Below are 14,421 nucleotides of genomic sequence, written 5' to 3'. Positions count from 1 at the left end.
AGCGATGCAAGGTGTGCTTGATCTTCGCGATGTCTCTTGGAACCGTCCGATACTATTGGAGGGTGACTGGACTTTTTACCCGGAGCGATTCCTCAACAAGTCGGGTGATGAGGTTGCGCGAACAAGCGGCGTTTTCGCCACCTTGCCGGGATCGTGGAAAGGCCTTTTCGCCGATCCTAAACAGGTGACTGGATATGGGAGCTACCGGCTTCTCATCCTACTGGACAATTCATTGATTGAGAAGCGGCTGACAATCGCGATGCCTCCCACGATGTCTGCCTCCGAGTTATACGTGAATGGAACCAAACTCGGGGCAGCAGGTATGCCGGGGAAAACTGCAGACGATACCGTTGCTTACGAGACTCCATATAATGTCACCTTCACGGTAGACAAGTCTGAAGTGGAGATTATCGTCCAGGTCGCCAATTTCGTCAATAACGTGGATGGCGGATTGTTCCAATCGATTCAATTCGGAACCGAAGATGTGATTATGCGTCACAAGCAGCTCTCGATTGCGATGCAGCTTCTTGTCTGCGTCGTCATAATGATTCATGTACTGTATGCCGCAGTTTTGTTCTTTATGGGTGTCCGGCAACGGGCGCTGTTTACGCTGGTTTTGATGATGGTCAGTGCCAGTCTGTCGGTTCTAGTCACGGATGACAAGCTGTTAGTCACATGGCTGAACCTGCCGTATGGCATCAGCTTCAGGCTTTATACATTGAGTTATTTGTGGGCAACGGCCTTGCTGCTCATTTTCATGAAGCAGTTGTATCCAACTTTATCGAAGTGGCCCTGGCATCAATATTACGGGATTGCGGTGCTAGGTTTGACGGTTGTGGTCGCGCTGATGCCTACGATTTATGTAGCGTGGGTTGACCTGTATACGATCCCTCTGCTGCTTGTCGGCACTATCTATGTGCCAATACTCACGTTACGCGCCACGCTGCGTCTTGATCGCGACTCGATCTTTTTATGGCTCGCCTTTGTTGGCCTGACCGCAAATTTGATTTGGGGCGTCTTGAATAATTTCAGCTATGTTTTCCGTTCCGTTCACTTCTATCCAATCGATTTTATTGTTGCCTTTATCGCCTTTGCTTGCTACTGGTTCAGAATGTATTTTCGGAATATGCAGCAGACAGCGCGATTAGCCGCCGAATTACAAAAAGCGGACAAACAGAAAAATGAATTTCTCGCCAACACTTCCCACGAGCTTCGCAATCCGCTTCATGGGATGATCAACATAGCGCACAGCGTATTGGAGCAGGAAAGCGTATCTCAAGACGTACAGGAACGGTTAAAGCTTCTGGTGACGGTCGGCAATCGTATGTCCCTGCTGCTGAACGATCTCTTGGACCTGGAGCGGCTGCAGGATAAAGGACTGCGGCTGCATCCGCAAGCCGTGCAGGTACAACCTTCCGTAGACGGCATCATCGATATGATTAGGTTTATGATGGAAGGAAAATCTATCGAGTTGCGCAATGAAATTCCTGAATCGTTCCCTCCGGTACATATGGACGAAAACAGGATGGTACAAATTCTATTCAATCTGCTTCACAATGCGGTCAAGTTTACGATGCAAGGTCATATCGCCATCAGGGGTTTCATTCGCGGGGAGTTCGTGGTGCTGGAAGTGGAGGATACCGGGATCGGCATCCATCCGGAAGTGCTGCAGCAGATATTCCAACCGTACAAGCAGGCCGACTCCAGCCTGACGGCCGGGGGAGGCGGGCTTGGACTGGGGCTGAGTATAAGCCGGCAGCTTGCCGAGCTGCACGGCGGGTCGCTGGAGGCGGAGTCAGAACCGGGACAGGGCTCTATCTTCAGGCTTACACTGCCTATAGCAACGGCAACAGCCTGGACAGCGGTTTCATCATCCGATGTGACCAAGCCCAGGCCCGGGAAGGTACCCTTGAAGCATACAACCGCGGAGGAAATGCTGAAAGTCCCGGGGCCGGTCTCGGCCGTCGATGCGATAGCTGAAAAGCCTCGAGTGCTCATTGTGGACGACGACCCGATCAATCTACACATCTTGAAGGAAATGCTGCCGCGGCACCGATACCATGTAGTCGCCGTCAATTCCGGACATGAGGCGATGAAGCTAATCGACGCCAGAGAGTGGGATTTGGTTGTGACGGACGTTATGATGCCCCGCATGACCGGCTATGAGTTGACCCGCTTAATCCGGCTGCGATTCGCGATGTCCGAACTGCCGGTGTTACTACTAACCGCTCGCAGTCAGACCGAAGATATCGCGGTCGGCTTCCAGGCCGGGGCCAATGATTATGTGACCAAGCCGGCGGATGGTCTGGAGTTGCAACACCGAGTGCGGGCGCTCACAGAGCTGAAGTTGACGACTGCGGAACGGATGCGCTTGGAGGCAGCTTTTCTGCAAGCGCAGGTACAGCCGCATTTTCTGTTCAATACGCTCAACTCTATCGCCGCTTTGAGCGAAATTGATGCGGAACGGATGCGGAGATTGCTTTCTGTGTTTGGCAAATACTTGAGAGCAAGCTTCGACTTTCGCAATTCCGAACGATTGGTGCCGCTTGAGCAAGAGTTAAACTTGGTCCAAGCTTATTTGTTTATCGAGCAGGAGCGATTCAACGAGCGGCTTCACGTACAGTGGGAAGTTCCTGAGCGGCTGCTGTCGACCCCGGTCCCTCCGCTTTCGATCCAGACATTGGTGGAGAACGGCGTTCGCCACGGCATTATGAAGAGGAACCGAGGTGGAACCGTACGCATCGCCGCGGAGGATCGTGGCGACTATGTCGAGATCCAAGTGTCGGATGATGGGGTTGGCTTTGACGAGAAGATCCTGAATCAGGTGTTGCAGGATCAGTCTGAAACGTCTGACGGTATCGGGTTGCGGAACACAAACCGTCGTCTCCGCCAAATCTATGGCAGCGGACTTGACATTGTTAGCATTACCGACCTGGGCACGAAAATCACGTTCCAAGCAAGGAAACGCGAAGTGTAACGGGGTTCATTCTTCGAATCATCGCGATGCCGGGAATTGTGAGTTATTATACGTTATACCACGGTTGCCGTTCCAGAACTCCTAATTTGGGTACCATTTTGCGGTAACCTGAGCTTTTCGATGACAGTTTGTTAACGGGCAGTATAACGCAGAACTTTGATTGTAGAACTGGAAGGAACGAATGGGTTGCGTGAAGATAAGAACATTCTTATGTATACTTAATCATAACCGGAACGAATAGGTAAGCAACTAAAGGAGATCCATACGTAATGAAATCTGACCGTATAAAATTCCCGCCGGGATTTTGGGCGGGATTACAACAATCAGGAATTGCCCCACACGACATAGCTCGCAAAGCGTGGCTGCCGCTCACCATTATTACAGAACCAGCCGCAGTCACCGCCGCCCAATATTTCAGAATCTGGCAAGCATACTCCGATCTCGTCGGTGACACTGCCATCGGAATCATCAAGCTTGTAACCGACTTTGAAACGACACAATACCCACCAACCGTCTTAGCGACCTACCATGCTCGTGACTATCGCGACGCCCTTAACCGAATGGCCCGGTACAAACAACTGTGCCCTCCGGAAAGCATGCGTATAACCGAAGAGGGCGAGCGCTGTACAATCGAATTGGAATGGATGCGTAGCGAGCAACCCGGACCGCCAGTGTTGGTTGGTACCACGCTGGCCTTTCTTCTAGAGCTTGGGCGACGGGGCACGGGCCAGCCTTTAACTGCGCGGTCCGTGGAATTTTCTCACTCGATGGGCGATGTAAAGACCCTTGAAGCTTACTTTGGGTGCCCTATCCGGATTGGGGCAACCGATAACCGATTGACACTGCATCGAAGAGATCTGGACCGCCCCTTTATTTCGTATAATAATGAGTTGCTGGAGATCCTGACTCCCGTATTGGACCGATCGTTGGATGAACAGCGCAGCCGTTCAATCCCCGAGATGGTCAAGTGGATCTTGAAGCGCAGCCTAACCGGAGGGCACCTTAACATTCGGGCTGTGGCGAGAGAGTTGGGCATGAGCGATCGTACCCTGCAGCGCCGTCTTACTGACGAAGGGACAACTTTCAAGCAGCTGTTGACACAGGCTCGGCATGAACAGGCACGAGAATACTTGGCAGACCCTAAGCTCGATATAAAAGAAGTGGCTTTCTTAATTGGATATGAAGACCAGAACTCGTTTTATCGCGCCTTTCGCCTATGGGAAGGCGATACTCCTTCAAATTGGCGTTCCGAATATTTAGGGGCAAACCAGCCGTCATAGAATCCCCTACCTAACCCGTTCTACGTAGGGCTAGCATTTTCCGGGTTTCATTATATGGCGGGTTAAACAAGAAATTTGGCGTTGGACGCTAGTTACCGAACGATCCAGACAAAGTAATATAATCTCTATCCGGAGCACAAGGATGTTCCAAGAATAACTTCTAATCAGCTTGCCGTGAATGACAACAAAGGAGACATAGGTTATGGATATGGGATTAAGGAACAAAACAGCTTTAGTAACCGGATCGACGAAAGGTATAGGGAAAGCCATTGCCATTGAGCTTGCCAGAGAAGGCGTCAATGTCCTCGTTAATGGACGGAATAATGAAGAGGTAGAACGAACCGTACATGAATTGAAGTCGGAGTTCCCGTCTACTTCTCCTCAGAATGCTGCAGCCGATATTGTGGATATGCAGCAAAGAGAAGCTTTATTAGAGAAATATCCCCATGCCGATATTTTGGTTAACAATATGGGTATTTATGAAATCATGTCATATGAGGACGTTGACGATGAAGTATGGGAAAAATACTTCCGAACGAATGTCCTTGCCGCCAATGGATTATCTAAATTTTATTTGCCTAAAATGTTGAAAAACAATTATGGACGAATAATCTTTATTGCAAGTGAAGAAGCGATTATGCCTTCAGGGCAAATGCCTCAGTATTGTATGACCAAATCCATGTTATTGTCATTGTCAAAAAGCTTATCTAAACTAACGATAGGAACGGAAGTCACATCCAATACGATCATGCCAGGACCAACGCTGTCCGAAAATGTATATCAAATCATTGAAAGCTTGTTTCCCGTTGATATGGCATTTTCGGAAAAAGAGAAAAAATTTATGGCTGCAAACCTGCCCCAATCCGAAATACAGCGGTTTATCAAGCCTTTTGAAATAGGCAGGCTGACTGCATTCGTATGCAGCCCTTATGCATCCGCATTTAAAGGTTCTCCAATCCGTATGGACGGGGGCATGGTGCCTACAATTTTTTGAGTAACGATGAAAAGAAAATGATGATTAAAAATCGAGATCGTCCTGGCAATTAAGCAGGACGATCTTGTTTTATATGGACTATAAACTTCTCCCTAACAGGGCCCCAACTTGTTTAGCCATAATTTGCGGCGGATACGGCATCCCATTCCTGATCCACCATTCAATTACCCCTACATAAGCGGTCCCGGCATATTGCAACATTACATCTTCACTTAAATCCGTATTTCTTCCGCTTTCTCTGTCGATCTCACCTTTGAATCCTTCAATAAATGAAGCAAGAAGCCGAGTCCTAAAAGATGATGGAGCCCCTTTACTTGCTAACATGGTCGAAAAAAATAAATAATTTTTCTCAAAGTATTCAAAATAAGGAACAAGAGCATCGATCCAATCCATCTTACATGCCCACTCATCCATATCTCCTAATTCATTAATGTGTGTTTCTATGAGTTTATCCAATAAATCAAATTTGTCCTGATAATGAAGATATATGGTTCCGCGGTTTACGTTTGCCCGGTCTGCAATATCCTGAATTGTTATGTCATCGAAGTTTTTTTCAGTCATCAGTTCAATAACAGCTTTTTTCAACGATTCTTGCGTTTTTAGAATTCTCCTATCCACTTTTGTCATCGTAAACTCCACCAAACTTTCTTAGATAATTAACATTTTCAATTAATGTGTTGATATATAAACACATTACGCTGTTTTAACCATTGAATGAACATTTCTTACGCTTATAATAATAGATGTGAGTTGATTAAACAATCATTTTTGTTTATACGTTTTCTGTTGATTTTAATGATGTTGCTAAGAAATTCGAAGAGAGGACGGTATCTATGACTGACAATAAGTAAGTTTGGTTCATCACAGGTGCCGGGCGCGGCATGGGTACGAGGATGCATAAGCTAGTGCTTGTCTCACAAGACAACTGTCATATAAAGAATTGGACATTAATAGAGGTGTTTTATTGGCTAAACGAAATAATTTGTTGATTTTCATATTAACCATTGGAGTCTTCGGTATTTTAAATACCGAAATGGGAGTTATCGGGTTATTGCCTTCGATTGCTGATCACTTTGATGTAAGTATATCCAAAGCAGGATGGTTGGTGAGTTCTTTTGCCCTTGCGGTTGCAGTGTCCGGTCCAATCTTGCCGTTATTGTTTTCGGGTATAAATCGGAAGACGGTCATGTTACTTGTACTTGGTGTTTTCGTTTTGGGGAACATTGTCTCCATCTTTACATCTAATTTTACGATTGCATTAGTTGCTCGTGTAATACCAGCCTTTTTGCATCCGGTTTATTGTTCATTGGCATTTACAGTAGCTGCTGCCTCGGTTAGCAAGGAAGAAGCTCCAACAGCTGTTTCGAAGATTTTTATTGGAGTATCCGCCGGGATGGTGATCGGTGTACCAATCGCAAGCTTCATTGCAAGTGCAACTTTTTTACAAATGGCGATGGTATTCTTTGCTGTTGTAAATATTATAGTATTCATTGCTACATTTCTATTTGTACCATCTATGCCTGTTGAGGAAAGACTTTCTTACGGAGCACAATTATCCATATTAACAAGATCAGTTACTTGGCTTTCCATTGCGGCTATCATTTTATTAAATTCAGCCGTGTTGGGAGTTTATAGTTATCTTGCTGAGTATCTGAAAACTGTTACGAATATGTCTTTAAATGCAATTAGTTTAATGTTATTTATATACGGTGGTGCTAACATTATTGGAAACGTAGTCTCAGGAAAGTTGCTGGCTAATAATGCCATCAAGTCTATCTTATCTTTTCCTTTTGTATTGGGAGTTGTTTACATTCTATTATTCTTATTTGGACAGTTTAGCGTACCAATGGCTATCATTACTTTAATCTGGGGCATTTTGGCTGGTATAGGAGCGAATATGAATCAATATTTGATGATGTCTTCGGCTCCGGAAGCACCTGATTTCGCTAATGGATTATTTTTATCATCCTGTAACATAGGAACAACCATTGGTGCGGCAGTAGGTGGGTTATTTATATCAGAGATGGGCACACCATACGTCGTATTAGTGGGATTCCTATCATTATTGTTAAGTTTTGCAACCATTTTACTAAGAAACTACATGTTTAAGCCCACTCGACAACTTTCTGGATAAAGAATTGCTTCCGTGTAAATGACCATTATTTATTAAGTAAACAACCAATAATTCATGGATTGCAGGAGGTTATACGATGATTACTGTTAATGCACGCGGGACATTCAGTCCGGAAGGTCCGTTCAAACTGACCACGATAGAGCGCAGGGATCTTGAGCCGCATGATGTCCTTATTGAGATTAAGTACGCAGGTATTTGCCACTCTGATATTCATACAGCCCGCGGCGAGTGGGGACCGGTAAACTATCCTCTCGTTCCAGGGCACGAGATCGCCGGAATCGTCACCCAGGTTGGTTCGGAAGTCACAAAGTATGCCGTTGGCGACCGGGTAGGGGTAGGCTGCATGGTTGACTCCTGCAGAGAGTGCGATAAGTGCCGTGAGGGAGAGGAGCAGTATTGCCTTAATGGAAATACGGGCACCTACGCAGCTACCGACAGATACGGGCAATATACGCAGGGCGGTTATTCCACGCACATCGTCGTAACGGAAGACTTCGTGGTCAGAATTCCTGACGGTATTGAGCTTGACGCCGCCGCGCCGCTATTGTGTGCCGGCATCACAACGTATTCGCCGCTGCGCCATTGGGGTATTGTTCCTGGCAAAAAGGTAGCTGTTGTCGGACTTGGCGGGCTTGGACACATGGCTGTAAAGTTCGCTCATGCCATGGGGGCAGAGGTTGCTGTTTTATCACAAACATTGAAGAAGAAAGAAGACGGTTTGCGGCTAGGCGCGGACCAATATTACGCCACGAGCGATCCAGAGACGTTCAAGAAACTGGCTGGTTCGTTCGACCTCATCGTGAATACAGTGAGCGCGAAGATCGATATCAGTGCCTACCTTTCGTTGCTGGCGGTGGACGGAACATTGGTCAATGTCGGTGCGCCACCGGAGCCGTTGCCGGTTCACGTATTCTCTCTTATTCCTCATCGTCGGTCGTTTGCCGGATCGGCAATCGGTGGAATTCGCGAAACGCAAGAAATGCTTGACTTTTGCGCTGAACACCACATTACTCCTGAGATCGAGGTTATTTCCGCCAACCAGATTGATGAAGCTTGGGAACGCGTGCTAGCCTCAGATGTCCGGTATCGATTTGTGATCGACATCAGCACGATGGGGAATGAATAACGATTAATTCTGGCAAACGCTTGAATTGATGGACCGATAATAATTACCATGCTTAACGCTCTTGTCAAGGTTCATGAACCGGAGCGCCTGGTCCCATTTCAAGGACCCCGGAAGGCAATGTGCTGGCGGTGACTTCGCCGGTTACAGCATATCTGACTTAAGATCTAGGACCAAATATAGGACTGACTGTCGAGTTGTTTCGACAGTCTTTTTCTTTTTCCGAATCTATAATTATCGTAACGAGAGGAGGAAAATAATGGACCTTACGAACAGTAAAAGGATCTTGCGCTCATCCAGCTACGTGATGATCGAGCTGACGCCGGATGAGCAGAAGCGGATCGAAAAAAGCGGCGGCCGGGCTCTGGATAAGATCAATTTCATCAAGCAAGTGAAAATGCTGCCCAAAGACGTGGCAAAAGCGCGCGAAGGCCTGGATGAAGAGCAGTTCCGCGAATTAAGGGACAACCTGGCGAATCTCGATCGTATCCTAAGCGTATTGACCGGAGAGCAGCGGGAGGCGGTTACGAACCTGGAACTTGCGCCGTATGCCGCAGGCATTACGGTGAGCCTGCTGACCTATATTGCCGGCATCGTCGCGGACCGGGAGGGAGCAAAGATAGTGGGCTTGCAGGTGGAGGCGTTCAAGAAGCGTCTGAAAACCGCGCCGATCGGCTACATTCATTTGGAACGCATCGAAATGTACCCGGCAGGCGTGGAGCGCGGCGAATTGATGTTCACGGTGCCGCTTGCTCCGCTCGAAACGGTTACGATCTCCCATAAAGAATGGTCGACTTCAAGCGAGGAATATGAGCGCATCGTGCAAGACTACTTCGAGAGCTATAGCGAACGCGGCGTCGCCGAAAAGACGGATGTCTCGATGTCGACCGAGAACGAATCGAAACATTCGAGCACCTTTAACTTTTCCGCTAACGTATCCGGCAGCTTCGGCCCGGTATCGATGTCGGTGTCCACGGGGCTGACTTTCAACTCCGAAGACCGGCAGGCTGTAAAGCAGAGCACGCAGCGTTCCCGTGAGGTGACGGAGAAGGCTTCCGCCAGGACGCGGCAGGAGCACAAGATTACGGCAAAGCTCGAAGCCAGCCGCGGAACGGAGGATAATTCGTTTCGTACGATATCCAACCCGTATAACGACCGCGCCTTGCGCATCGACTATTACCGGATGATGCGTAAATGGCGGACCGATCTTTTCCGTTACGGGTTGCGGTTGACTTTCGATATCGCCATACCGAGTCCGGGAGCCCGCCTGTGGGCGCTTCACCGCCGCGTGCGCGAAGTGGACGAAGAAATCCGCAAACCGTTCGAATTTCCATTGAAGCCAGGCGATTTGACCGACGGCAATTGGCCGCAGGAAGCCGCGAAATACGGCGCGGTGATCGATCCTCCACCGAAGAAGTCGATACAGTTGACGATTTCGCGTACGCTGGCGCAGAAACCAAGAGGTTTTGAGATATTCGATTTTGCCGCTCCCGACGGATACTTCATGAAAACCGAAGTAAAGGCGAAAGGTATGATCGAGCCCGGTATCGCAGCGATCATGTATCCTCCGAATACGCTAGCGCAAATAGATACGTCCACGAATACCTTTGAAGCGAAATCGGCGGCTTTCGGAGGCGATAAGCACGCCAGTTGGTATTTATTCTACACTTCGCCCACTGGGGAGATCATTATCATGGTGGCGATGGAAGCGGTTCGGGAAGAAGCGCTGATGAGCGCCTGGCAGTCGAAAAGCTGGACGACCCTCCGCGATACCGCATTTGCCGCCTGGCAGGCCAAGAACGCCAGACTCCAAGCCGAGCGCGATCGGCTGTGGATGGATTTGGCGGGCAAGGATACTTTGACGCTTCGGCGCCTGGAGCGAGAGGAACTGATTCGCCAAACGCTGTATTGGATCATCGGTGTACAATTCGATCCTACGCCTTCGGAAGTCGGAAAGATTTTGGAGAAGCTCGTCCGCATGGAGCAGGAGCAATTACCCGATGACTGGCTGGGCGCGGACATGTTGCGACAGCTTTCGAGTGACGAATGGGAGACGGCAGCGGGCTTCGGCGACTTCGTGAAGTATATCCATCATGCCGTGGAGTGGGAAAATCTCTTGTATTTCCTCTACCCGTACTTCTGGGGATCCGACGACGTCGCGCGCGAAAAGATGCTGTTTGAACACCCTGATCCCAATCACCGCGATTTCTTGCGTGCGGGTTATGCCCGGGTCGTTGTGCCCATCCGGCCAGGTTTTGAAGAGTCCTTCACGCAGCTTCTGGATACGGGGGTTTTCACCGGTGCGGACACTTCGCCCTACGTTTCCGTCGCCGAGGAAATCGCGGCCTTTGCCCGAACGAATTATGCCGGCGTACCGCCCGCCAACCCGGAGAAACATGCGCGCCCGCTTCTTTTGCCCCAGCAGCGCAAGACCTGGGAAACGATGCAGTCCGTGGTCAAGCTGATCGAGAGTTATCATGAAACGAATAACGCTTATCCGCCGGATCTGTCCCAGCTGCCAGGAGCGCCGTTCCAGGATGCTTGGGGAAACGACCTGGTTTACAACAATCCCGGAAGCGGCAACGACTACGACCTGCTGTCGCTGGGCGCCGACGGCCAAGCGGGCGGTGAAGGTGCGGACGCCGATATCTCGGCCGCGGCGGGGGCTTCGCTTGTGGCGAGCTGGTTCGATTACACGCCAACGAGCGGCATTGACATCGAGATCGACTCCAAGCTGGAAAACGTGAACTGACGGAAGGCGGCGACCGACTTGGCAACCAGGATTACGGTATGTTTCGCGCCCGGAAAAGCTCTGACGAGAGACGGGGCGCAATATTTCGGAAACGAGATCGCGGAACCGGCGATCATTCGCGATTATCTCACACAGACGCATGGCAGCATCTTGGGCGACAAAGAGCGGGACTGGTGGGACGAAAGCCCGTTCAACAATCCGAGTGAGCGGGTGAATAACCACCTCGCCATTCTGCAGAAGCGCCATCGGCTAAATGCCGCAAAACTTGCGGCACTCCGAAAATCGCCGATTCCCGACATTCTCACGTACCAGGGGATCGACCGCGATAAACTGGAAAATATGGCCCTTTTCCGTTTAACGTCCCGCCTGACGGGATTGCCGGGCATATCCGTACTGATTCCGCAGAAAGGCAATCGCCATGAATATTACGAAATCAAACCCCGCAATAGTCAGGGACAGAGCGACGGGCGCGACAAGATCGATGCCGTTCGGGAAAACTACGCCAATGCCGGCTTGCCTTATACGGCTGGCAGGACTTATCCGGACGCCTTCTACTTGAACGGCGTAGCCCATATCCCGCTTCTGATGCGCAGCAAGAAACACCGGGATCAATGGCAAAGCGCGGTCAAGGTAGCGATGGTACGGGAGAACATCGGCCGTATCGAATTATACCTGGAAGTAAGCCGAAAAGGTGTCCTGAACGGAGGCAGAATGCCCCATGGGCTGCTGTTGTACCAGATTTGCGCCGCAATCGAGGTCGAAAAAGACAAAACGGATGCCGTCGCCGTACGCATTGCCCGCGACCTCGTCCACTCGTGGACGGTCGTAGCCACGGCGGAGCTGACAGAGGAGATTCGGACCTCGATTCGGGAAGCTTTCTTAAGCTTCGAACCGGTCGCGATGAAACGGGGAGACGCTCCGGAATACGAACCGAAGACGCCTCCCATGCTCTATACGCCGCGGTTTCCTTTGATCGAACTGACGTTCAAAGAAATCTGGCCGACGCTGCGGGGAACGAAGGATGCGATGCGCGAGGCGATGATCAGCCGCGGCATCGGCCTGCCAGGCGAGGAATATCTCGTGTGCTGCGACGAATCGTTCTTTGGTATGCTGGCCAGCGATGCCGTACCCGCGATCCATCTCATCACGACCGTTACGCAAGCTCCGCTGAGGTGGTATGGGTATGTCAAGGATCGCGGAGCCTTGGGCGTGCAAGAGATCATCATCGAAGCGAATTCGTTTCTGTCGCAGGCTAAGGCACTCGCATACGACGCGTTCACCGATCTTGTCAAATGGGGGAATGACAATCCCGGCAAACGAACCGTCATCGTTCTCGTTGTCCTGGTCGTGGCGGCGGCAACCATCTACGTTGCGGCACCGCTGGTCGCGGCCGAATTGGGGATTGGTGCCGTCGCCGCAGAGGAGACGACAGTCATTTTGGGGTCCCGCGTGATCGCGAACGAAACTTCCCGGCAAGGATTGCGGATGGCGATGCAGCAGGATATCATGCGGGAAGCGTTGTTGGACGAAGCGGCGGAGAGCGTGCTGCAACGGGCGGTGGTGCGGGAAACCGTCAACGCGACGGTGCGGGCGACGGCGGCGCCACGCGGAGTGGCAGCTGCGGACGCCACGCGGCAGGCATTGTTTTCACAGGCGGGGACGCAGCTCGGAAAGAAAGCAACCGAGGAATTTCTCAAAAAGGCTGGACCAGCTATAATGGCTGGCGGCATCGGAATCACGATCGGCGCTTCCGGGAGGGTGGCCTACGCAGCCGAGAAGGCGATGCCGCTGGGCAGTGAGCCGAAGGAATCGCCGATCGGCCTCCAGATCGGGCGGATGTTTCTGCTTCGCGCCGACGCCGAACCCCCGCCTCCGCCGGCCTGGCTGGCGGGGGCGCCTCAACCGGCGAAGCTGAAGATCGGCATGGAATTTGACGCCGCCAACCACAGCAAAGAAGCGGCCGCGTTGAAATCGGGCGGATCGAAAGAGCGGAAATGCATCTACTTGGGACGGATAAAACTGAATTGACGCGAGAGGCCATCATCTAAACGGGCGCGAAAACGTGTTAATGCCCGTAAACTTGGACGGTTTCAGCATGGTCACCAGGATTAAGTACGAGGTCGATACAACAGCAGAAATCAATAATAACACGACCGCAGTAACTGTGCGGATCCGGTTGCTGGCCGGGTATCGGGTGACAAGAACATTACCTCATTATTTGCCGCGTAATCGCGGAATTTTTATTTTTTGGGATCAAGTTCTTGTTTAAATCCAAACGACAGGGATGAATTTCTTTCGAGCATAGAGACCTATAAACATCAGTTCCTTAATTTCATTGAACAAGAAAAGAAGAATCTTAGTTTTCTACAGAATAGGTTTGAACAGATGGGGATTGTCAACTCCCTAAGCAACCTAACTACTGCGGATTATTTCGAGTTCGAAGGAGATGAAGCAGTTGCGAAGACTGATATCATCCACTCTCTCCATAGCGGACTGATGCTTACGACTTGTGGCAGGTTTGAGTACCACCTTATCTTACTATGCGAGGTGGTGCAAAGGGCTTTAGAGATAGGGGTCAGCCATAAAGATGTGCATGGGAGCGGGGTTAGAAATGTCGCCAACTATCTTGATGCACTTTTTAGATTGAAAATAAGCAAGAGCTCTGAGTATAAAAGGGTAATTGAATGGTTAGAAGCGAGGAATTTACTAACACACCATAGAAGGTGACACTGAATATACAGCCTTTAGAAGTGCTGCTGAACTATTCCCCGCTGTTGCGCAGAGTATGGGAATGGAAGGAAGCGTTCACGACTTGGTATGACTGCTCGCCCAACTTTGCCGTTGCCAAACTGGGATTTGAGCGTTGGTGCAAGCAAGGCGATCAGATAATCGACCACACCGCCGTCCGAAGTACCTTGAAGACGATGTGCAATTGGAAAGAGGAGATTGTGAACTATCATCAATGCCGATGGACAAATGCAACCGTAGAGGGTCGCCATAATCGTATCAAAGCTTTCCAACGCCGCCACTATTTCACACGAAATCGTAATCGCTATAGATCTGGTATTCTCGTCGAATGCAATCGTCATCGGATGTTCAGCTAATAGTCAAGCAATGATTTTATTCGAACGTGGTGAAAACAAAAAATTATAATATTGTCC

General features: G+C 49.9%; 8 protein-coding genes and 1 pseudogene. 8 read left to right on the top strand and 1 reads right to left on the bottom strand.

Going from position 1 to position 14,421, the window contains the following annotated elements:
- Positions 1–4: 4 nt before the first annotated feature.
- The 3 genes from E1757_RS33410 (at position 5) to E1757_RS33400 (ending at position 5,251) form a co-directional block, all read left to right on the top strand.
- The gene (locus E1757_RS33410; RefSeq protein ID WP_165972397.1) at positions 5–2,977 is read left to right on the top strand and encodes a hybrid sensor histidine kinase/response regulator; all 2,973 of its coding nucleotides are present in this window, start codon (positions 5–7) and stop codon (positions 2,975–2,977) included.
- A 269-nt stretch (positions 2,978–3,246) separates the two neighbouring features.
- Positions 3,247–4,257 (top strand): AraC family transcriptional regulator, encoded by a 1,011-nt coding sequence (locus E1757_RS33405; protein WP_133236439.1) that lies wholly within the window; start codon positions 3,247–3,249, stop codon positions 4,255–4,257.
- A 202-nt stretch (positions 4,258–4,459) separates the two neighbouring features.
- Positions 4,460–5,251 carry an SDR family NAD(P)-dependent oxidoreductase gene (locus tag E1757_RS33400; RefSeq protein ID WP_133236437.1) on the top strand — a complete coding sequence of 264 codons (792 nt, stop codon included), beginning with the start codon at positions 4,460–4,462 and terminating at the stop codon, positions 5,249–5,251.
- A gap of 78 nt (positions 5,252–5,329) precedes the next feature.
- Here E1757_RS33400 and E1757_RS33395 read toward each other — a convergent pair whose 3' ends face one another.
- Entirely contained in the window at positions 5,330–5,878 is a 549-nt protein-coding gene (locus E1757_RS33395) for a TetR/AcrR family transcriptional regulator (protein ID WP_133236435.1), read from the bottom strand.
- Positions 5,879–6,215: 337 nt separating this feature from the next.
- Here E1757_RS33395 and E1757_RS33390 point away from each other — a divergent pair, with 337 nt between their 5' ends.
- The 5 genes and pseudogenes from E1757_RS33390 to E1757_RS33370 all read left to right on the top strand — a co-directional run.
- Positions 6,216–7,385, top strand: a complete 1,170-nt coding sequence (locus E1757_RS33390) for an MFS transporter (RefSeq protein WP_133236433.1) — start codon at positions 6,216–6,218, stop codon at positions 7,383–7,385.
- A gap of 76 nt (positions 7,386–7,461) precedes the next feature.
- Entirely contained in the window at positions 7,462–8,511 is a 1,050-nt protein-coding gene (locus tag E1757_RS33385; protein WP_133236431.1) for an NAD(P)-dependent alcohol dehydrogenase, read from the top strand.
- 256 nt (positions 8,512–8,767) lie between these two features.
- The gene (locus E1757_RS36295) at positions 8,768–11,260 is read left to right on the top strand and encodes a type II secretion system protein GspG (protein ID WP_220446570.1); all 2,493 of its coding nucleotides are present in this window, start codon (positions 8,768–8,770) and stop codon (positions 11,258–11,260) included.
- A gap of 18 nt (positions 11,261–11,278) precedes the next feature.
- On the top strand, positions 11,279–13,288 hold the full coding sequence (locus tag E1757_RS33375) for a hypothetical protein (RefSeq protein ID WP_133236429.1): 2,010 nt from the start codon (positions 11,279–11,281) through the stop codon (positions 13,286–13,288).
- Positions 13,289–14,004: 716 nt separating this feature from the next.
- Positions 14,005–14,364, top strand: a pseudogene (locus E1757_RS33370) (ISL3 family transposase); the annotation flags it as partial.
- Between the last annotated feature and the right edge of the window lie 57 nt (positions 14,365–14,421).

The organism is Paenibacillus piri, assembly GCF_004354045.1.
Classification (GTDB): Bacteria; Bacillota; Bacilli; order Paenibacillales; family NBRC-103111; genus Paenibacillus_S; species Paenibacillus_S piri.
Note: the sequence above shows the minus strand (reverse complement) of the source record. Positions and strands in the feature narration are given on the sequence as shown.